The sequence below is a fragment of the Paenibacillus sp. 1-18 genome (genome assembly GCF_000520755.1).
In the GTDB taxonomy this organism is placed as follows: domain Bacteria; phylum Bacillota; class Bacilli; order Paenibacillales; family Paenibacillaceae; genus Paenibacillus; species Paenibacillus brasilensis.
The window spans coordinates 18,784-39,149 of sequence record NZ_ASSB01000391.1 but is presented as its reverse complement, the minus strand read 5'-3'; the positions used below and the strand labels follow the sequence as shown (position 1 = coordinate 39,149).

At 44.5% G+C, this 20,366-nt stretch carries 17 protein-coding genes and 4 pseudogenes; 15 read left to right on the top strand and 6 right to left on the bottom strand.

All coding sequences use genetic code 11. The features are described 5' to 3' along the window. From L693_RS0126425 to L693_RS0126410, 4 genes and pseudogenes are all read left to right on the top strand, one after another. On the top strand, window positions 1-620 hold a 620-nt coding region (locus L693_RS0126425; RefSeq protein ID WP_025721380.1), incomplete at its 5' end, for a hypothetical protein. A gap of 426 nt (window positions 621-1,046) precedes the next feature. Continuing rightward, window positions 1,047-1,274, top strand: a complete 228-nt coding sequence (locus L693_RS0126420) for a DUF896 domain-containing protein (RefSeq protein ID WP_025721379.1) — start codon at window positions 1,047-1,049, stop codon at window positions 1,272-1,274. A 66-nt stretch (window positions 1,275-1,340) separates the two neighbouring features. Beyond that, window positions 1,341-1,739: a DoxX family protein gene (locus L693_RS0126415; RefSeq protein ID WP_025721377.1), complete on the top strand. Its 399-nt coding sequence runs from the start codon at window positions 1,341-1,343 to the stop codon at window positions 1,737-1,739. 74 nt (window positions 1,740-1,813) lie between these two features. Continuing rightward, window positions 1,814-2,652, top strand: a pseudogene (locus L693_RS0126410) (ring-cleaving dioxygenase). A gap of 9 nt (window positions 2,653-2,661) precedes the next feature. Here L693_RS0126410 and L693_RS0126405 read toward each other — a convergent pair. Continuing rightward, window positions 2,662-3,036, bottom strand: a complete 375-nt coding sequence (locus L693_RS0126405) for a tautomerase enzyme (protein ID WP_231503769.1) — start codon at window positions 3,034-3,036, stop codon at window positions 2,662-2,664. A 396-nt stretch (window positions 3,037-3,432) separates the two neighbouring features. Between L693_RS0126405 and L693_RS0126400 the strand changes: the two genes are divergently transcribed. Beyond that, complete coding sequence (locus L693_RS0126400; protein ID WP_025721374.1) at window positions 3,433-3,990, top strand: PadR family transcriptional regulator; 558 nt, start codon at window positions 3,433-3,435, stop codon at window positions 3,988-3,990. A gap of 69 nt (window positions 3,991-4,059) precedes the next feature. On the opposite strand, the gene L693_RS0126395 is transcribed toward L693_RS0126400, so the two are convergent. Further along, window positions 4,060-5,211, bottom strand: coding sequence for a glycosyltransferase (locus L693_RS0126395; RefSeq protein WP_025721373.1), 1,152 nt, complete (start codon window positions 5,209-5,211; stop codon window positions 4,060-4,062). 349 nt (window positions 5,212-5,560) lie between these two features. Here L693_RS0126395 and L693_RS0126390 point away from each other — a divergent pair, with 349 nt between their 5' ends. The 5 genes and pseudogenes from L693_RS0126390 to L693_RS0126370 form a co-directional block, all read left to right on the top strand. Further along, window positions 5,561-6,223: a PspA/IM30 family protein gene (locus L693_RS0126390; RefSeq protein ID WP_025721371.1), complete on the top strand. Its 663-nt coding sequence runs from the start codon at window positions 5,561-5,563 to the stop codon at window positions 6,221-6,223. Between the two features lie 27 nt (window positions 6,224-6,250). Then, window positions 6,251-7,288, top strand: a complete 1,038-nt coding sequence (locus L693_RS0126385) for a TFIIB-type zinc ribbon-containing protein (protein ID WP_025721370.1) — start codon at window positions 6,251-6,253, stop codon at window positions 7,286-7,288. Next, window positions 7,285-8,076, top strand: a complete 792-nt coding sequence (locus tag L693_RS0126380) for a TPM domain-containing protein (RefSeq protein ID WP_025721368.1) — start codon at window positions 7,285-7,287, stop codon at window positions 8,074-8,076. Before L693_RS0126385 ends, L693_RS0126380 begins: the two co-directional genes overlap by 4 nt. Before the next feature lie 19 nt (window positions 8,077-8,095). Further along, window positions 8,096-9,088: an SPFH domain-containing protein gene (locus tag L693_RS0126375; RefSeq protein ID WP_025721366.1), complete on the top strand. Its 993-nt coding sequence runs from the start codon at window positions 8,096-8,098 to the stop codon at window positions 9,086-9,088. A 312-nt stretch (window positions 9,089-9,400) separates the two neighbouring features. Next, window positions 9,401-9,853: pseudogene (locus tag L693_RS0126370) on the top strand (alpha-L-arabinofuranosidase C-terminal domain-containing protein); the annotation flags it as partial. Between the two features lie 147 nt (window positions 9,854-10,000). On the opposite strand, the gene L693_RS0126365 reads toward L693_RS0126370, so the two are convergent. Both L693_RS0126365 and L693_RS0126360 read right to left on the bottom strand, forming a co-directional pair. After that, the gene (locus L693_RS0126365) at window positions 10,001-11,395 is read right to left on the bottom strand and encodes a phytase (protein WP_025721363.1); all 1,395 of its coding nucleotides are present in this window, start codon (window positions 11,393-11,395) and stop codon (window positions 10,001-10,003) included. A gap of 99 nt (window positions 11,396-11,494) precedes the next feature. Further along, window positions 11,495-12,370, bottom strand: a complete 876-nt coding sequence (locus L693_RS0126360) for a helix-turn-helix transcriptional regulator (RefSeq protein WP_025721361.1) — start codon at window positions 12,368-12,370, stop codon at window positions 11,495-11,497. A gap of 193 nt (window positions 12,371-12,563) precedes the next feature. On the opposite strand from L693_RS0126360, the pseudogene L693_RS0126355 reads away from it, so the two are divergent. The 4 genes and pseudogenes from L693_RS0126355 (at window position 12,564) to L693_RS0126340 (ending at window position 17,671) form a co-directional block, all read left to right on the top strand. Next, window positions 12,564-14,507 (top strand): annotated as a pseudogene (locus L693_RS0126355) (glycoside hydrolase family 127 protein). Between the two features lie 27 nt (window positions 14,508-14,534). Beyond that, window positions 14,535-14,747: pseudogene (locus L693_RS0126350) on the top strand (MFS transporter); the annotation flags it as partial. A 293-nt stretch (window positions 14,748-15,040) separates the two neighbouring features. Then, window positions 15,041-16,432, top strand: a complete 1,392-nt coding sequence (locus tag L693_RS0126345) for an MATE family efflux transporter (RefSeq protein WP_025721356.1) — start codon at window positions 15,041-15,043, stop codon at window positions 16,430-16,432. Between the two features lie 138 nt (window positions 16,433-16,570). Further along, window positions 16,571-17,671, top strand: a complete 1,101-nt coding sequence (locus tag L693_RS0126340; protein WP_025721353.1) for an RDD family protein — start codon at window positions 16,571-16,573, stop codon at window positions 17,669-17,671. Window positions 17,672-17,768: 97 nt separating this feature from the next. On the opposite strand, the gene L693_RS0126335 is transcribed toward L693_RS0126340, so the two are convergent. Continuing rightward, window positions 17,769-18,164, bottom strand: a complete 396-nt coding sequence (locus tag L693_RS0126335; protein WP_025721351.1) for a carboxymuconolactone decarboxylase family protein — start codon at window positions 18,162-18,164, stop codon at window positions 17,769-17,771. Window positions 18,165-18,183: 19 nt separating this feature from the next. After that, window positions 18,184-19,335: an MFS transporter gene (locus L693_RS0126330; RefSeq protein WP_049825293.1), complete on the bottom strand. Its 1,152-nt coding sequence runs from the start codon at window positions 19,333-19,335 to the stop codon at window positions 18,184-18,186. A gap of 170 nt (window positions 19,336-19,505) precedes the next feature. Between L693_RS0126330 and L693_RS0126325 the strand changes: the two genes are divergently transcribed. Continuing rightward, complete coding sequence (locus L693_RS0126325; RefSeq protein WP_025721348.1) at window positions 19,506-20,342, top strand: helix-turn-helix transcriptional regulator; 837 nt, start codon at window positions 19,506-19,508, stop codon at window positions 20,340-20,342. Window positions 20,343-20,366 lie beyond the last annotated feature (24 nt).

Below are 20,366 nucleotides of genomic sequence, written 5' to 3'. Positions count from 1 at the left end.
CACCGCCATCAGCAGGAGTGACGCCATCGGTAGGGGCAACTCTGTCAGCAGGAGTCGCACCAACAGCAGGAGGAAATAATTCATATAAGACGAAGCCAATAGAACTATTAAATTATGCGAAGAATAATATTAAAATAGATTCATATGTATTTAAAACATATCTTGATTTTGTTGTCCAAAGTAAATTTAGTTCTATCCATCCATATAAAATAGTAGTACCATTCTTGTATAGGGTGTTACTTGAAAGTGCAATTCAACATTGGATTGATTGGTTTCGAAAACCAGAGAATCAAAGTAAATTCAGGAGTGGTTCGGATGGCTTAATTGGTGGAGTGAATGTATCCAATTTACTGAATACGCCAAGAGAAACATCTGTAGTTAACGAGAAAAAGTTGAACGAGATAAAAGAAATACTAAAGGTGATTAAAGATAATCATGCGTGTAGTTTTATCAGGGAGTGTTTTAGAGGCATACCATCAAGTAGACCAACATCATTTATAAACGACATAAATAGTGTTGTACATGGTTCGATTGTCGAAATTGATATTGAGAAACTTAAAACATATGATGATTATGTGCTAATGTATTTAAAAGCTATGTCATATTCTATGAATTTATAGGTTTATATTTTAAGTTGCTCAGGTGACATCAAAACTGTGACTACACCCGTAGACACCTATGTGGCGTTGCCTTCGGACAGGGGTTCGACTCCCCTCGCCTCCATTGATCAAATCCACAACTTGTAGCTTAATGATGACTTCTACGTGTTCCTTGTAGACGATCACTTTTTCTACATAGCTGCCGATGAACTTCTTGATCTCAGGAAGGTTCCGGCTGGTGATGTGGTCCTGAAAGCCAGAAAGCAGTTGTCGCAGAGTATCCTCTGTGATGGCTGCTTTTTCTTTTACCTTTGAAAGCCACTAAAGAGTGCATCTTCTTTTTTTGAATAAGTATTGACACGGATAGGAAAGTATTATATCTTTATATCAAGATAAATAAATTAAAGATAAAAACAGTCAGCAAATTTTGAATATGGAGGTATACACATGCTTACAATTTTAAAAAGAATTAATCAGCTTGCCAAAAAAGCAAAAGAAGTCGGATTAACTGAAATTGAAAAAACGGAACAAATCGATCTTCGCAAAGAATACCTTCAAATCTTTCGGGGTTCTGTAAAAAGCATCCTCTTGAATGCTACTATCTATGATCCGAATGGAGATGATGTTACTCCTGAAAAACTAAAAAAAGAACAGGCCCAAATCGTTAAACAATGAATTTAATTTTATCTAATATCTTTAATTAAATAATCTTTAAACAAATATAATATGGAGAGTGATTTTATGTTGGCGAGTGGATTGTTACTGGTACGTTTGGTGGTTGGATTGTTATTGGTAGGGCATGGAGCTCAGAAACTTTTTGGCTGGTTTGGTGGCTATGGTCTAAAAGGTACCGGTGGTTGGATGGAATCGGTTGGAATTAAGCCGGGAGTATTCATGGCAGTGTCCGCTGGGTTGATGGAATTGTTGGGAGGAACTCTATTTACTTTAGGACTGCTCACTCCATTGGCTGCATTGTTGATTACGGTGACTATGCTCGGAGCGATTTTCAAAGTACATGGTCAAAATGGGATCTGGGCCACAGCTGACGGCTATGAATATCCTCTAGTTCTTATTGCCGTTGTAATCGGTATTGCGTTGACAGGGGCAGGTTCATATTCCATCGATGCAATACTTAAATAAAACATGATAGTTAGGCCATTAAAAATCATCAACGACAAAAAATAAAGGTTCCTACGATTAAAGGAGGGTTTCATATGTCACTTCAAACTACAGGTATCCATCATATTACAGCTTTTGCCGGTAATCCGCAGGAAGCCCTGGAACCATCATTACTTTCTTTCCTGCACCAGGAACTCCCAAAGGGCGAATCGGAGGTGGCCAGGTGGGCATTACCTCATATGTAGTACCGCCAGGTTCACTTGATTTTTGGCAGCATCGTTTGCAAAGCTTTGATATTCAAGTTACGAAAACGAGCCGCTTTTCTGAACAATATCTCCAATTCGAGGATAATGAGGGCTTACGTCTTGAGCTTGTCGAACGTGAAGCGGGAGCGAACAGTACTTGGTCTTACGGTGGCATTTCGGCTGATAAAGCAATTAAGGGGTTTGGAGGTGCTGTGCTATTTAGTGTCAATCCTCAGAAAACGATGGATGTAATGGAAAGCATACTCGGATTTACAAAAATCGATGAAGACGCCGAATATGTCCGTTATCAGTCCGAAGGAGAAATCGGCAACATCGTGGATGTTCCAATCGCCAAAATGGGTTTAGGCTTTGGTGGAGCAGGCACGGTACATCACATTGCATGGCGTGCAAAAGATTTCGAGCAACATGAAGACTGGAGAAGCACTGTCCAGAATTATGGCTATCACGCGACTCCAATCATAGACCGCCAATATTTTAATGCTATATATTTCAGAGAAGCGGGCGGCATACTATTTGAAATTGCTACAGATCCACCGGAATTTGCTAAAGATGAACCTGCTGAATCTTTGGGGCAGAAATTAATGCTCCCAGAGTGGTTTGAACCGCAGCGGGCTCAAATTGAGGCGAACCTGCTTCCTATTGAAGTAAGAACATTAACGGGAAAATGAAGAGCACCCTTATGGGTGTTTTTTCGTTTGGGCATATTGCTTGATAGCCTTAATTTTCTCATCAGTAAAGACCCCTGAATCCAGCAAGTCCAGAATGGAGAGCACACTGCCGCGGGAACCCCAACTGCCTTCTTCAATGACCTGGAAAGATACCCACCAAGTCGGGGATGGTTCCGGTACTCTCAGTACTTTAGTCAAACTGCCAAGAATATTCTCAAGCACTTGTTTGCGGGCATCGTTAGGCCAGTCACCATCCATCACCAGAACATTGACAGTAACCACATCACGTTCAGGCTGATCTGACAGCAATTGCCCGCCAATTGCCATGTAATCTGTTGGACGCTCGGTGAAATGGACCTGGAACCTTCTCTTGCGGGCGGACAATATTGACCTACTTCTGGAACGAGAACTGCATCCGTCAAACCCTCTGCCAAGAGTCGACGCTGTTCAAGCGTAATACGGCCTGTTGGATAATTTACATTGATCATGGTCATGGTCTGAGATCTCCTTATTGAGGTTTAACCAAGCAATGTCTTGGAATTCTTTATGATATATGTACCCAAGGCTTCATCTCGGCAAGCTCATTGATATTTTGTTGATATCGTTAAAATAAAACGGCGTAGAACCCTTGTCAACATTAATTATTATAATAATATATATTTTTATAATATATAGCTTGGGTGTGAAGCTGGTTCAAATGGGCTATAATTATGTCTAGTCTAATGAAAGCATGACATACTACGGAGATTTGCTAGAGGTACTAGGAGGCATAATATATACATGGCGAGACAGTCAGGGAAAACCAATACAATGTTTGCGGTATTAGGCATTCTGAGTCTGGGTCCTCATACCGGTTATGATATAAAGCAACATATGGAGCAAAGTACTAGCTACTTTTGGAATGAGAACTATGGCCAGATCTATCCCAGCCTGGCAGAACTACTGGATCGAAAAGACATTGCACTCGAGGTCATTCGCCAGCAAGGAAAGCCTGACAAGAAACTCTACAGCATTACCGATCAGGGAAGGCAGACGCTGTCAGACTGGCTTTCCCAGCCCATGGAGCATGTGGTGATGCTTAAAAAAAATGAGCTGCTGTTGAGGGTGTTTTTTGGCGGCAATTCTTCGCCTGAAACAATTATAAGGCACATACAGGAGCATAAAGAAAAGCTAATGGAAAGCTTGCATATATTTGAAGAGCTTGAACGTTGGCTTATCAACGTAGAGCATAAAGACCATAATCATAAGTATTGGATGATCACAATGAGTTATGGTAAAAGTCAGTTCAGCAGTTTAATTAGCTGGTGCGATGAAAGCATTAAAGTGTTGAGTTCTTAGGGCCTCGCCTCCTCCTCCATAAAGCTGCTTGCCAAGTTTGGCTCGCATCCTTATGGAGGAGTCTTTCTATTATTCCACCAGCTTTTCAGACTTCAGCAGCATTTCTCGCAGCACGTGAGCGACTCGGCTTTTTCGGTTCGCTGCTTTCCTTTTGATTAGGTTCAATGATTCTTGGTATGCTGGATTATTTTTTTGATAAAAGAACTGCTTGGCTGCCAAACGCAGTGTCCTTCTTAACAGCAGGGCTGATGAGCGTGTCAGCTTGGAACGGAATCCCCTGTGTAATACTCGCAGTGTACTTTTGTAGATTTCCAAATCCACGGATGGTGGTACAAGTGCGAGCAGATTTAAGGAGGAATCATTGAATCCGTAGGTTTCAAACATGATTTTCAGATTTTCCGTATTTAAGATGTTCCCTCTAAGGTAGGTTGGGTGTTCTTGGTGATATCCGACAACCTCTTTGATGGAATAGAAAGGAACCCTTAGTCGATGCAGCCGGTAGCCAAGGTCCCAGTCTTCGAGTCCATAGAGTACAAATCGTTCATTAAAGCCACCAATACGGATCAATTGGCTGCGCCTGATGGATACACAACGTGTAATCAGGAGCAGCCAGGGAGCTACATCTGTAGTGGCGAATTGCTTTTTAATATTGAGGGGAACTCTTGTGGGGCTAACTACTTTAGACAAAACACCCGTTTGATGAAGGATATCTTCCGGGGTTATGACCGGAATGATTTCATTCGCTGCTTCAAAGTCGGGATTCCATAGGCCTGATTGTGTAAGTATGCTCCGACAATGCTCTTTTTCTTCCGGAGAAAAGTCAGGGTGATAATGGGTAAAAGCATCGTCCCACGAGTGAGGAATGCCTGAAAGCACGGATTTGGGATATTTGCGGTGATAACGGCTCACGATTCTAATGAAATCAGGTAACACCAAAAAGTCAGCGTCGCAGAAAATGATGTATAGCCCTTTTGCACGGCGCAGTCCCAAATTTCGAACGGCAGATCGACCGCGTTGTTCCGGATGGGACACATAGATAAGAGGATAGGATGCTTTGAAGCCTTCGACCATTTCTTTCGTTCCGTCTGTAGAACCGTCATCAGCTACAATGACTTCAAATAGTTGCTTCGGATAGGTTTGTGTTTCAAATGAAGCGAGTGTTAGCAGCAACTGCTGGACTCGATTATAGGTTGGAATGATGACGCTGTAGCGGATAGCCAATGTGATCTCCCCCCCACCATTTATTTTAAGAAACGCTCGAACAGGATAAATAATAACAATGTATTCAATGAGTCTAGGGTGGTCTGGTCAAACACCCTCTCCAGTTTCGAAACAGGCTTGGTCTTATTGTGGATGTTAAGACTACATGATTTGTTCATGCGATGCAAAGTGCCTGACCCCGTGTCTGAACATATGATTCGACGGGGCTCAGGCACTTTTTTTTGATTTATCGCGTAGTGAGGACGGATGGCTAAATGGAATTAGCTATTGGAATCTAGCCATAATGATCACTTTGTACCAGATATGATGTATTATATGGTAGGATATAGTCTTTTCGAAGGGGGTTATCATGGGGATTTTGTCGAGGTTTACGGATATTATGAAGGTGAATGTTAACGCCATATTGGATAAGGTGGAAGATCCGGAGAAAACCATTGACGATTATATGCGGAGCTTGAACAGTGATCTGGGTAAGGTGAAAGCGGAAACCGCTTCAGTATTGGCTGATAAGAGAAGGGCAAAAAGAGTACTGGATGAATGCAGAGCCGAGATCAAAAAGCTCCAGCATTATGCCAGTAAGTCCGTGGAAGCTGGAAACGAAGAGGAAGCTCGAAAGTTTCTGGAGAGAAAAGGTTCGCAGGCTGAGAAGCTGGAACAATTACAAATCTCCTATGACTTAGCTTCGGCAAACGCCGTAAGTATGAAACAAATTCACGATAAGCTGGCGTCCGATATGGAGCAACTGGAAGCGCGGCGAGCCGCACTTAAAGGGAAGATGGCGGTTGCCAAAGCGCAGCAAACCTTGAATTCTATGGGCAACAGGGACTCCGTTTTCGAAGCTTTGGAAGATAAGGTAAACAGGGCATATGATGAAGCGATGGCGATAGCCGAGCTCCGGGTAGTAGGAACAAAGGCCAACCTGGATGATTTATTCGCACAATATGAGAAGAGTACGAATGCAGAAGATGAACTGGCTGCAATCAAAGAGCAAATAAACAATAAGGAATCATAACAGTTTCTACATGATAGAGGTGAGCAGATGCCGGTTATCGAGTACAAATGCCCTAACTGCGGTAGTGGCATGGTCTTTGACGGTGAGACAGGGATGTTATCCTGTCATAGTTGCGGAAGAGAGGACAATATCGAATCCATTCCTGATCCTCTGACGACAAATCGTATTTTTTCAGAAAATAAGGTTCAGGAGTATCATTGCAATAACTGTGGGGCAGTCATTATGACTGAAATGGAGACGAGTGCAACGGTGTGCAGCTTTTGCGGTTCAGCCGTGGTTCTCGGTGATCGACTGACCGGGAAACTGGCTCCGGCGTTAGTCATTCCTTTTTCGATCAGCAAGGAAGAAGCCATACAAGCATTCAAAAAATGGTGCAAGAATGGTCGTCTAACACCGAACCGGTTCATGACAGCAGATCGGATTAAGGGCATCACCGGGATGTATGTGCCGTTCTGGTTATATGATTTACATAACAAAATCGAGGCTTATGGTGAGGGTACCAAAGTACGAACCTATACGAGTGGGGATTACGAATATACGGAAACGCAGCATTTTGATGTATATCGGAAAATCCGTCTGAATTATGTGAAGGTTCCGATTGATGCTGCGGAGAAAATGAATGACGAGCTGATGGATAAATTGGAGCCGTTTCCTTATGATCAGCTGAAACCTTTTAAAACGCCATATCTGGCGGGCTATATTGCGGAGAAGTACAGCTACAACGAAGAAGAGCTTTTCCCGCGAGTTAAAGAAAAAGTGAAGGAATATATTGATTCCTATATTCATTCTACGGTATCAGAGTATACGGCCGTGAACTACACAGAAAAGCAAATTGATACTACATTAAAACAAGCGGATTATGTCCTGCTTCCGGTATGGGTCATACACTATGATTACAATCAATTGGAGCATACGTTTGCGATGAACGGCCAGACGGGGAAAGTAGTCGGTAAGCCGCCGATTAGCAAGTTCAAGGTGACGGCCTGGTTTGCAGGTATTTTCGGTATTTCTCTCTTTTCATTGAGGCTAATCACTTGGTTGTTGATGGGAGGAGACTTTCAGTGAAAAGATACAGAGCGATTATGGCCGTTTTGTTGTTCTTTGCTGTTCTTCTAGCTGTTCCGCTGGAAATGAAGGGCGAAGCAGCTACGACAAAAATGAAGCCCCTGATTTATGATGAAGCAGGACTGCTTAATCAGGAAGAATATGATGTGTTGAACTCTATGGCTAATCAATACGGAGCCGAAAGAGAAACAGATATTATTATTGTTACTACCATGAATCCCGACAATAGGGATGTTATGAAAATGACGCAGGATTTTTATGACGATCATGGGCCGGGGTATGACAGGTCTCATGGGAATGCGGTCATTTTGACGATGGACATGAGAAATAGAGAGGTATATCTGGCCGGATTTTATAAGGCTGAGCGGTATCTGGATGACGACAGACTGGATAAAATACGTCATGAGATTAGCCCGGATCTGACGAACGGCAACTATGGATTGGCATTTCAAAAGTATATTTTGAGTGCGCATAGATATTTGGCCATCCGCCCAGGGGTGAATCCGGACAGTATATTTTTTAAGGGCTGGCTTCATTTGGCGGTTGCACTGGGATTGGCGTCTATTATCGTGGGCAAGATGGTTTCCAACTCCGGCGGTCGAGTAACGGTAAATCGGCAGACGTACGAGGATGGAAGCACTTCAGGGGTTCTAGAGCATCGGGACGAGTACCTTCACACAACGACAACGAAACGGAAGATTGAAAAGAGCAGTAGCAGCAGCAGCTCGGGCGGAGGCGGAACCACCAGCGGCGGTCATTCGCATAGCGGCAGCAGAGGATCATTTTAACTGAAGGGATGGACGCGGAATGGGATTCTTTAGAAATCAATTTGCGAATGTGGTAGAGTGGGAAGAATTTAGGGATGACATGATTTTTTGGAAGTGGAGCAACCGCGAGATTAAAAAAGGCAGCAAGCTAGTTATTCGCTCCGGTCAAGATGCGATTTTTGTAAATAACGGTAAGGTCGAAGGGATTTTTGAGAATGAAGGGTCGTATAGCATTGATTCTGACATTATCCCATTCCTGTCTACGTTAAAAGGGTTCAAGTTTGGCTTTAACAGCGGCATGAGGGTGGAGGTTCTATTCGTCAATACGAAGGAGTTTACCGTCAAATGGGGGACGCAGAATCCAGTGTTGATCCCGACTCCCCAGCTTCCGGGCGGTATGCCTATTCGTGCCAACGGCACGTTTAATTTTAAAGTGAATGATTATGTTACGCTCATTGATAAGATCGCGGGGGTGAAGGACAGCTATCTGGTTGAGGATGTTAAAATCCGCATTACTTCTGTGTTGGATCAGCTGTTAATGAAGTGGATCAGCAGAGAAGGGAAGGACATGTTTAATCTGCAGGCGAACGCTTCCGATATATCAAAAGGTATTCAAGAAGACCTGGACATGCAAGTGATGGACAACGGCATGACGATTACCGGCTTCCATGTGATGAGCTTCAACTATCCTCAAGAAATCCAGGATATGATTACGAAGACAGCTTCTCATGAAATGATCGGTAATCTGCAAAAGTATCAACAGGTGACGATGACGGATGGGATTGCATCGGGCAACGTAAAAGGCGGCGGAGCTGCTTCGGATATGGCGAGTATGATGATGGGGATGAATATGGCGAATGAAATGATGAAAAATTTGAACCCAAGCCAGCAGCCCCCGGCTGAGACTCCGTCTGCCCCCGATGCCTCCACTCCTGCTGGAGAGCATAAAAAACCCAATTTTTGTCCAAATTGCGGTACAAAAAACGAAGGAGCTAACTTCTGCCCAAACTGTGGTCAGAAATTAAGCGTGTAGCTATAGCTACTGTCAAATTCCTTTCTTTGGAGAAAGGGCCGGCTAGCAGTGTGTCTAAAAGTCAAAAAGCAGTTGTTGCAGAGTATGCTCTGTGATGACTGCTTTTTTTATTGTGGTTCCTTCAAGAGTTTTCTTCCTAAGGCTGATTTATAGGATTGAAAAATATGCGCAGGATAGGGTACTATAGTTATATAGTATGTATTTATATTAATTAATTAGTTATTTTATTAATAAACTATATGTATAGGAGTACGAAGATGACCAAATTCCAAGATCAAATCATTGCACGGTATAAGTTTGATGATGCAAGGGACGTCGGCAGGCAACCTGAGAGCGGCCAGCTATGAAGAGCTTGCCGACAACACGGACTACACCATCACGGTGAACTACGGCGGTGAAACGGGCAATAACCTGATTTGCTCATACACCGACGGCAAGACAAGCAGCAAACAGCTGGAAGCTTACAACAGTGATGTGTTCAACTCGGTGACCAAGGATGCTGAGTATGTATATGTGAAGCTTGTGAATGCCGACAACGTGGATAAGGCAACACAGTTGAACCTTCGGGAATTAAGTGTGGAGTCGACCGCCAAGCTGATTACATTAACCGGCGATTCCTCTCTTGTTCATGTGCCGAACGTGAATAAAAAGAATGATGAGAAGGTTGTGCCTACTGAGCAGCAGGTTTCGCTCAGTAATAACGCGATCCTTCTGCAATTACCCGCTAATTCGGTGAATGTGCTGGTGTTGGATCTTAAAGCGTAGAGTACGAGATGGTTTAGGGTAATGGTGGTAAAACCTTTTCTGCTTAAAAACAAAAAGGGGTGTCCCAATAGCCATTTTATGGCTATTGGGACACCCCTTTTTTTATGGATGGAGCTGGGATATTGAACCTAGCTCTCTGGACGGGTGTTATCGCGTGCCTCTGTTTACCAATTCACGTGGGTTGATGCCATCGTCTATGGTTAGCGGGATGCGTGCACCCTTGGCGATTTGCTCCCAAGGCACCATTTTAAAATTCTGATTCAGCTTTTTGCCGTTTTGCAGATTTTCATCATCTTGTGCAACGAAGATACCGTGTGGGAAATTCTTGCCCAGTCCATAGCCAAGAACATCAATACCGTCTGTAACAGAGGTGCCGTCGACTATAGGGCTGGCGCTGATCGTAAAGTTGCTAATATAAGCATTGTCGCTTTGACGTTCATAGATCGCATAGCTGCTGTTTCCTTGGCTGGAGGCCATAAGGTACCCCTTGCCGTCTTTGCCGTAATACAATGTAAGTCCTTCTATGTCATCTTGAAGTCTGCGTCCATCTGCAATATCAACACGTCGTAGCGGCTCAGAAGAACCGTCTGGCTCAGCGTCATATTTCCAGATGGCGTGATCCTCTTCAGCAATGTAGACTGTGCCGTATTCATCATCAGCTACCATGCCCTCGGATTGCGTAGCGAGCTTGAACTGGCGGACAAGCTTGCCGTTAATTTTGCCGCTTCCGTTGTCAGTCAGCTCATATTGTTCAAATTCACCCTCTTTGCCCAAAACGAGTGCGTAAAACTTATCCGTCTTGATGCTATGGTACAAGCTGAAGCCGTACACTTCGTTCATAGATGATTTAATAGGCTTGTCGACCACGTTTGTTAACGTTCCTGATCCCCCGTCAATGGCAAAGATATCAACGGTGTTGTTAGTGCGATTGGTCGCCCCTGCAATATCAATTTTTTTACCGCCCAGTGTAAATCCGTAACGGATATCCACGTTATTCATTTTTCCAATCTTAAAGTTTTGCAGCTGCTTGCCTTCCAGATCATAGACCAAAATCCCGCCGCCTTTATTGGTGGCTACAATTCTGCTGTTCTCCGGATTAGCCGGATTGAGCCAGATTGCAGGATCGTCGGCTGCGTCGTCTCCATCCTCTACTGCTTCTGTTTCGGCAGATGGAGTCACTTTATAGGTAGGAACAGCGTCTTTAGGATCAGCAAATTTGCTGCTTTCTGCCTTAAGGGTAGCAAGAAGCTTGGTGGGGAGGTATATATTGCCGCCAACCATCTTAATTTCGTGCTCTGCTTCCCCGGTTTGACCGGCCAGGCGATATTGCTTCTCACCGACAGTAAAGGTTCCGACGATACCGTTTTTCAGCTTTACCAAAGCAGACTTGTCGTCACTATCCCAGGTAATTGTAGCCCCCATGGTATCTGCCAGTGTTCGCAGTGGTGCATACCCGGATGGTGCCTCTGCCGCATGGATCATTCCAGGTGCAATGAGAGTTCCTGTCAAAATGGTTAACAATGCTAATCTAGTTGCCTTCATATGTATACCCCTTTTCATGAAGCAGGATCAAATAACTGACTTAATATAAAGGGACAATATAAGAAGAGTACGATGGAAATGTAAAGGAGACATAAACATTCAATCGGCTGGTTTCCAGTATTGTTGTCTATAATTTTTGGGGGACATCCCGAACTTTTCTTTAAAGCATTTGGAGAAATAGCTGGCTTGGGAGAAACCCGTTTCCTCCGTAATTTGTTGCACAGACCAGTCGGTTTGCAGCAAAAGACTGCGGCCTTGATCCAGTCGGTAATCCATTAAATATTCAAGCGGCGTGCGCTGGAAGGCGACCTTCATGCATCTGGCGAGATAGTTTTGATGGACGTGAAAATGAGCCTCCAAGTCTTTATTGGTGATTGTATTTTTGTAATTTTGTTTTAAGTATATTTCGATCTGTTCTGCTAACTTGGAGGAACTGCTTTTATAATTCTCATCATATTCCAAATTCTGAAAAATATTCACAAACGTCTGTTGGGCCTCCCACAGCGCCAGCTTTCTAGGCTTTAAGGTAGAGGCTAACAAGTAGTCCAATTTGAAAAACAGCTCATTGGGATTAATTATTTTTTGGAATTTGGGTAAATGAATTGTCGTGTGCTCGGAATGAAAATGTAGCTCGGGAATGGGTGAGCTAGGTGTGATCAGGTTGGGTGAGGATTGCGCGCGCCACGTACTATTCGTTTGGAAATGGAACCAATAAAAGGAGGTTTGTTCTGTACATGCTTCAATGGGAAAATGGTGTTTATCCGGTTCAAGAATGAGCGCATAATTTTCAGCTACTTTCCACGCTTCGTCCTCTTCGCCAATGTGCAGCAGCCCTTCTTTGATGATAATCACGTCAAAATAGCCCAAGTTATAGCGATTCGGGTGCCTGTCCCCTTTTTGGTATGTAGTAAAATTCCCCTCAATGAAATAAGGCAATGGAGGGACTAGGAAAGATAGAAAGTCTGTTTTGCTCATGGAAGTCAGCTCCTTTGTGTGTGAAATCGTATAACTTTTAGTTAAAGATCGCGATTTTTTTTATAAATTCAGGTTGATAAAATAAGGACTGTAGCAAGGGAAGCTCAGGTTGGCCTGGTCGGTATAATCATTACTTTATCTTTATTTTTTCAAAAATGAAAGCGTTCTATTTTGAGGAAGGGATGTTTATCCAATGAAAACGGCAAAGCCAGTGAAGCATGTCAGCGTGGATGATTTATTTTGGAAAAAGTATAAGCAGGTTGTAGCGGAAGAGGTCATTCCTTATCAGTGAAAAGCATTAAATGATGAATTACCAGATACAGAACCTAGTCATGCGATTGAAAACTTTAAAATTGCGGCTGGGGAATCCAGTGGGGAATATTATGGAACCGTTTTCCAGGACAGTGATCTGGCCAAATGGCTAGAAACGGTTGCCTTTAGTTTAAGGGACCATCCGAATCCTGCGCTTGAGGAGCGGGCAGATGAAGTGATTGTGCTGTTGGGAAGAGCCCAAGCTGAAGATGGATATCTGAATACGTACTATTTGCTAAAGGAACCCAATAATCGCTGGACAAACTTAAGAGATAATCATGAGCTATATTGTGCGGGACATTTTATAGAAGCCGCTGTTGCTTATTATGAAACGACGGGCAAAACGAAGTTCCTTCACATCATGGAAAAATACGTAGACCTGATTCAGCAAATCTTTGGTACGGAAGAAGGGAAAAAGAAAGGTTACCCGGGGCACGAAGAAATCGAACTGGCCTTAATCAAATTATACGACGTAACTGCCAAGGAACAATATCTCAAATTAGCGCAATATTTTATTGAGCAGCGGGGGCAGCATCCGATTTATTTTGTGGAGGAGCAAGGCAACAGAAAAAATATCCAGACAGAGCCTACCTGGAATGATGATAACAACGTTAATTTTGGCTTAGGCTTCGAATACCAGCAGGTACACCAGCCTGTGCGTGAGCAAAAAGGGGCTGTCGGCCATGCGGTAAGAGCAATGTATCTGTATATTGCGATGGCAGACCTGGCCGCAAAAACAGGGGATGCTTCCCTGTTAAAAGCCTGTGAAACACTGTGGGAGGATGTAACGAACCACAAAATGTACATCACCGCCGGGATTGGATCTGCTGTCAACGGGGAAGCATTCACTTGCCAGCATGATCTCCCTAATGACAGCATGTACTGCGAAACTTGCGCCTCGGTAGGGCTGGCCTTCTGGGCCAATCGTATGCTGCGCTTGTCGCCAGACCGGAAATATGCCGATGTACTGGAACGTGCGTTATACAACGGAACGATCAGTGGGATGGATCTGGATGGTAAACGGTTCTTCTACGTGAATCCACTAGAAGTTAATCCGTATCAGAAATCCAGAAAAGATCAGGGGCATGTAAAAACAGAACGGCAAAAATGGTTCTTCTGCGCCTGCTGTCCTCCCAACCTGGCCCGCATGATCGCATCGGTCGAGGACAATATGTACACCCAAACCGAGGATACGTTGTATACACATCTGTATATTGCAGGCAAGGTGAGCCTGACTTTATCCGGTCAAGAGGTTGAAATCACCCAAACTCATCGTTATCCATGGAACGAGGATTTGGGCTTTTCGATTCATGTAACAGAGCCGACCTCATTTACATGGGCGCTGCGCATTCCGGGCTGGTGCAAACAGGCAGAGGTGAAGGTGAATGGAAAGGCCGTATCATTAGACCATCTGGAAAAAGGGTATGTTGAGCTTGAGCGTATCTGGAATGACGGTGATGTCGTTTCCTTGCATTTGGCCATGCCGGTTGAGCGCATTCGGAGCAATCCGCTTGTTTCCATGAACCAGCAGCAAATTGCTCTGCAACGTGGCCCCGTCGTATTTTGTCTAGAAGAAGTAGATAATGGGTCCAACCTGGCAGGGTTACGATTGCCGAAGAACAGCCTCATTACGGAAGAATTTAGCGAAAGCCTGCTGGGTGGCATTGTAAAGCTGACCGCAGAAGGTTATCGGGTGAAAAGCTCGACTGCATTATATAGCTCGGAGCCGCCTGAACTTGTTCCGCAACAAATCACCGCTATTCCTTACTATGCCTGGTGCAACCGGGCCAAAGGGGAAATGCGCGTATGGGTTTATGAATCATAATTCATTCGCATGAGGAGAGAAGAGATCATGAGCACGAGAATTGTGAGTACGGAACCACCTGAGAAAACAGCCAGTACCGTTCCTTTTCATCGTAAAATCAGCTCTTCATTAACGGATACAGCGGGCAATCTTTTATACTGTGTCATTTCCAGTTATCTATTATATTTTTACACGGATGTATTTGGTCTTTCTATTGGGATTGCCGGGACACTGCTTTTTATCACCCGCTTTATCGACGCTAATTGCAAGGGGATCTAATTAATTCATATAACAGAATATTAATGATATTAAGAAATATTATATTCCTGCCCGAAGGCCTGTTCACTAAATTGAGCAGGTTATTGTTTTTTCTATTCAAAATGTGAGTAAAACTATTGACAGGATTTTCTTTTGGAGTGATACTTTCTATGTAGAGAAAAGTGTACGGAATCAAGAACTAGGCACACCTAGCCTTGCAACTATATACATTTTTTCGCAATGAAAGCTCTTCTGGTGAAGGGTTTTTTTCAATTTGATAAAAAGAATGTGATGATATGAGCCAATTGAGTGTAAGAATGAGAACGCATGGCTTTCTAAATAAGCATTTTACGGGAGAGTCTATTGATTATCGACAGATTATTGCTCTGTTTATCCCGCTTCTGATTGATCAGGCCTTTATTGTGGGGCTTAATTTGGTGAATACTGCCATGATTAGCTCGTCAGGGATGGCGGCGGTCAGTGCGGTAAATATGATTGATTCCCTGAATATTTTTCTGATTAATGTGTTTGTCGCGGTGTCCACCGGGGGAACGGTTGTCGTTGCGCAGTATAGGGGGAGCGGCAACGACCTCATGGTCCCCAAGGCCGCATCCGGCACCATTTCCTCCGTTTCCTTGCTGGCCTTATGTATCAGTTTGTTTATGATTGCGTTGTACAATCCGATTTTAAGTGCTCTGTTCGGCTCTGCCTCGCCGGATGTATTGGCCAACGGTAAGGTATATCTGCTGGGAAGCTGTGTATCTTTCGTTGGAATTGGGGTGGTTGAGGCGGTATGTGGAGCACTCAGGGGAATAGGGAAGACGCGAGCGTCTTTGGCGCTTTCTCTCATTATGAACCTTTCGTATGTGGTCTTAAATGTAGTATTTATTAATCTTTTGCACATGGGTGTGCTGGGCATGACTATTGCGGTGAACGTGTCCAGATATGCGGCAGCCGTCTGTGCGTTGATTTATTTGGTCAGAGTAGATGACGACTTGCGAGTTCAGCTTAGAGATATGCTTTATTTTAATCTAGCCATGCTCAAAAAAATTCTGTTTATCGGACTTCCGTTCGCAGCGGAACAGATGTTTTTTAATGGGGGTAAAATCTTAACCCAGATTTTCATTGTAAACCTGGGGACGTATGCCCTGGCGACGAACGCCATTTGCTCATCACTGGCTAACGTGTTCCAAATCCCTTCGAATGCCCTGGCGCTTACCATTGTGACAGTGGTCGGGCAATGCATGGGTCGCCGTAATATTGAGGATGCCCGCAAGTTTACCAAATCGTTTATTTGGCTGTCGTCTTTTTCTTTTATTATCATGGGTCTCATTCTGATGCCTTTGTTTAAGCCGATGGTAAGTCTATTCCATCCGCCTGCTGAAATCGTAGATGACATCTTCATCGTCATGCTGATTAATACATTGGCCCAAATCCCGCTGTGGTCTATTGCCTTTATTACACCCTCCGCGCTTAGAGCGGCAGGTGATTCGAAGTTTACGTCCATCACCTCGATGCTATCCATGTGGTTGTGCCGGGTGGTGCTTGGGTATATGCTGGGGATCGTCTTCAATTTGGGGATTGTCGGCGTTTGGCTGGCAATGGATATTGAATGGGGCGTGCGGGGGCTCGTGTTCCTGTGGCGCTTCCGAGGGAACAAATGGGTTCAACATCGTCTGATCGACTGAATAGGTCCACTACTATAAAATTGACCTCGGGATGGGGCATTTTCGGTAGTGGATTTTTTTCTGAAATGAGTTTGACAAAGAAATGATGTCAATGGTTAAATTTAACTGGAATTTAAATTGACATCAGGGGTGTATCATTTGGGGGAACAGGATTTAACGAAAAATCAATCTACAGTCGTTCCGGGAGAGTACGCGACTCATAGCTATCGTCGACCAGAACCGGATAAGATGGCAGTATTATCGGGAACATATGGAGCCTCTATCTTTTTCAGAAGATGGGCTGCCTGGATAATTGACTTTATCCTTATCGTTTTCGGATATGAAGGACTGGTTTTTTTTGTGGTAAAAAAGGTAGCTGATGCGGAAACCCCAAATATGGGCATGGTATTGGGTATCTTCCTGATCGGTTCCTTCTGCTATTACTTTTTGCTGGAAGGACTCACAGGCTATACGCTGGGCAAGTTTGTACTTCGTATTCAAGTTGTGAATGGAGAAGGTAGATCGCCGGGTCTGGTTAAATCGTTGATCCGCACCCTCATACAGCTGGTAGATACGAATCCGCTTTTTTTCTTGGGCTTGCCTGCCGGTGTATGTGCGCTGGCGACACCCAAAAAACAGCGGCTTGGCGATATGGCTGCGAATACATATGTGGTTAAGGTGCGGGATTTGAGAGCAGTGAACAGACAGAAAACAGGTATTTTCACAGGGGCAATCATCCTGATGACGATCATTTCGGTTATCTACGCTGCATTCTTTATTTCTTCGCTCATTACACAAATCGTGAAGCCAGAGGTATTTGTCAGTAAGGATAATCAGTTTGCGGTTACAGCCCCGTTGAGCTGGTCACGAGATGATACGATTAATGAGGATGCAGATATTTCCATTAAAAATGAATTTTCAGAAAGATACTTGATCGTATTGTCTGAACCGAAAAGCGATTTTGACAGCAGTATGACTCTTCAAGAGTATAAACAGATTATTCAAGATCATATAGAATCGGAGCTTACCAACCCGGAATCGGGGAGGGCTTCCGACATCGTGGTGAATGGATATCCTGCCATCGAATTTACCCTCAAAGGAGAAGTGGAAGACACTCCAATTATGTATAACGTGACCACGATTGAAACACCTTCACACTATCATCAAGTGCTTGCTTGGACGTACGCTTCCCGATACGGTCGAGCCCAGCAAGAGCTGCGGAAGATTAGAGACAGCTTCCGGGAAATGAATATGCTATGAAGTGAACATGAAGCAGCAACTATAGATATCGATACTAGGTTATACAGGCGGTAAGCGGAAAAAGCAGACAGCTCAAAAGGAGCGTCTGCTTAACGGGTTATTCCGACTTGAGTCTTCTTTCTTCAAATACTTCTGCTGCGACGGTAAGTATCGTGTTTAAACCTGCTGGAAAACCCGCGTAGATGATCATTTGCATCATGCATTCGATGATCTCATCCTCGCTCCACCCTACATTTAACGCGCCGTTGATGTAAAATTTCAGCTGCTGCGTATTCCCCATGGCTGTAAGGCCAGCCACGGTGGCAAGAAGACGTGATTTCAAATCCAGGCCAGGGCGGGAAAAAATTTGCCCATAGTTAAATTCTACGGCCAATCTCCCCAGATCCGGCGCTACGGAATCCTGGAAGCTGTCCACGATGGCCTTGTAATTTTCGCCATCGATTTTGGACAAAACCTCCATTCCTTTTTTGTAGTTTTCATCAACAAATGTCATGATAGTTCCATCCCTTTCTTTATGAACTTATCGTTTGCGGTTGTTCCCGCCATTTTTTGTTTCCCAGAGCAGTGCTCAATCCGACCGAAATCATAACCATGCCGCAAATGCACACACCCATCCAGTGCCAACGGCTCCAAGCCCATACCCCCAAATAGGATCCTAATGCTCCCCCCAGGAAGGTGCAAACCATATAAAGCCCGTTCAATCGGCTTCGCGCGGAAGCGGAGAGGTTGAAGATGTTGGCCTGACAGGCTACCTGGTTTGCCTGTGTACCGACTGTCAACAAAAATGCGGCCAAGATCAAAGCTGGTAGCCAGTGTCCCGCTGGCGCGGCGATCAGGAAGGAGATCAGAGCCACAAGCATACACATTTTGTTGGCGAAAGAGGCCCCCTTCTTATCGATGATCCTTCCGATTAAGGGTGTAGCGATCGCACCGCCGATTCCTACTAGACCGACCAGACCGACGACAGCGCTGCTATAAGAGTGAGGGGGCGCTTGCAGCATAAATCCTATTGTCGTAAAAAAAACGCTAAAGGATCCAAAAACCATCCCCTGACTTAAACAAGCACGCCGAAGCACACCTTCTTTAATAAATAGAGGTCCCAGGGAAAGAAGAAGTCCGCGATAAGGCAACGAGGTCGTTCCTTTGCTTACTGGAAAGCGAAGTTGAATCAGTAAGGCGAGCAGAAGAGTGCATCCGAACGAAATCCAGTACATGCTTCTCCATCCCCAGAAGCTATCTACCAGGCCACTGACAAATCTGGCTCCTAGTATGCCGCAGACCAATCCGATGGCCACCGTCCCTAGCACTTTTCCGCGATTACGTTCATCCGCCATTCCTGCGGCCAAAGGAACGATAATTTGTGGAATCACCGTGGTAAAGCCAAGACAGAAATTACTGACAATCAACCATGTAATTGAACCGGAGAGAGCCGCTGACACCAGTGACAGGCTTGTCACACCTAACAAGGCAAGAATCAATCGACGTCTTTCAAAAATGTCTCCCAGCGGTACGAGTATAAGGTTCCCTAGGGCATAACCAACCTGGGTGAGTGTCGTCACGATCGCCACCTCGGCTTCAGTCGCCCCGAATGTTCCGGTTATATCGACCAGAAGGGTCTGGTTCAAATAGACGTTCGCTACGGCAAATCCGCAGGCTGCCGCCATGAGCGCAATTAGACCTCTGGTAAGCCCGGGTCTGACGTTACTTTTCAAAACAACAACTCCTTTACTTCAAATCGGCTACAGTTGTAAGATTAATACAGATACCATACTATGAATAGAATCGTGCTTATCATAGTATTAAAAGTAATGGTTTTAAACGAAAGGAAGTTGACATGAGCGATCAGGAAGAGAAACGCAAGGAGTTAGGGAAGTTTTTAAAATCGAGGCGTTCCAAACTTACTCCCGAACTATTCGGATTACCCGTAGGGGCTAGACGTAAAGTCAAAGGCCTGCGTAGAGAAGAGTTGGCGCAGATTGCAGGTATCGGTCTTACCTGGTATACATGGCTGGAGCAAGGGAAAAATATACAAGCTTCTACCCAGGTGCTTGAACGTCTCGTAACGGTCATGCAGCTTAATACCGAAGAAAGGAACCATTTGTACAAGCTGGCTCTCGGGCAGCTGCCGGTAGAACAAACGGCTTCAATCGAGGCAAGCCTTATTCCGATCGTGCAAAACTTCATAAATGAATATGAAAGATGTCCGGCTTATGTGACGGATCAGCGGTGGGATATATTGCTTTGGAATAAAGCGGGCGAGCGAGTGTTTGGGGATTTTGGAAAGATGGATAAAAAAGAGCGAAACGCGATTTGGCGATGTTTTGCTTCGCCCGCTTACCGGAACCTAATCGGGGATTGGGAAAGCCATGCAAAACGGCTTTTGGCGCAATTCCGGTTAACCAGCACTCCTTATGTAGGGGAAGGCTGGTTTAAGGATCTGGTCGCTGAGTTAATGGAGATCAGTCTTGATTTCAGACAATGGTGGCCGCGCTATGATATTTTGGGTACGCCAACCGGTAAGAAAAAGATCAATCATCCGCACGTTGGAACCTTGGTTATGGAACATATCACTTTCCGAGTTTACGATGCCCCCGAACTGAGGCTAACCGTTTATCGCCCTCTGGAAGAGAATGATACGGTGCAGAAAATGATCCATTTACTGAACGATTAGGAGGCTGCCGGGATTGCCGGCAGC

Coding starts and splice junctions, on each gene's coding strand:
- L693_RS0126420 (WP_025721379.1), top strand. CDS start 1,047: ATGCTTACAATTTTAAAAAGAATTAATCAGCTTGCCAAAAAAGCAAAA.
- L693_RS0126415 (WP_025721377.1), top strand. CDS start 1,341: ATGTTGGCGAGTGGATTGTTACTGGTACGTTTGGTGGTTGGATTGTTA.
- L693_RS0126400 (WP_025721374.1), top strand. CDS start 3,433: ATGGCGAGACAGTCAGGGAAAACCAATACAATGTTTGCGGTATTAGGC.
- L693_RS0126390 (WP_025721371.1), top strand. CDS start 5,561: ATGGGGATTTTGTCGAGGTTTACGGATATTATGAAGGTGAATGTTAAC.
- L693_RS0126385 (WP_025721370.1), top strand. CDS start 6,251: ATGCCGGTTATCGAGTACAAATGCCCTAACTGCGGTAGTGGCATGGTC.
- L693_RS0126375 (WP_025721366.1), top strand. CDS start 8,096: ATGGGATTCTTTAGAAATCAATTTGCGAATGTGGTAGAGTGGGAAGAA.
- L693_RS0126365 (WP_025721363.1), bottom strand. CDS start 11,395: ATGAAGGCAACTAGATTAGCATTGTTAACCATTTTGACAGGAACTCTC.
- L693_RS0126360 (WP_025721361.1), bottom strand. CDS start 12,370: ATGAGCAAAACAGACTTTCTATCTTTCCTAGTCCCTCCATTGCCTTAT.
- L693_RS0126345 (WP_025721356.1), top strand. CDS start 15,041: ATGAGCCAATTGAGTGTAAGAATGAGAACGCATGGCTTTCTAAATAAG.
- L693_RS0126335 (WP_025721351.1), bottom strand. CDS start 18,164: ATGACATTTGTTGATGAAAACTACAAAAAAGGAATGGAGGTTTTGTCC.
- L693_RS0126330 (WP_049825293.1), bottom strand. CDS start 19,335: ATGGCGGCAGCCTGCGGATTTGCCGTAGCGAACGTCTATTTGAACCAG.
- L693_RS0126325 (WP_025721348.1), top strand. CDS start 19,506: ATGAGCGATCAGGAAGAGAAACGCAAGGAGTTAGGGAAGTTTTTAAAA.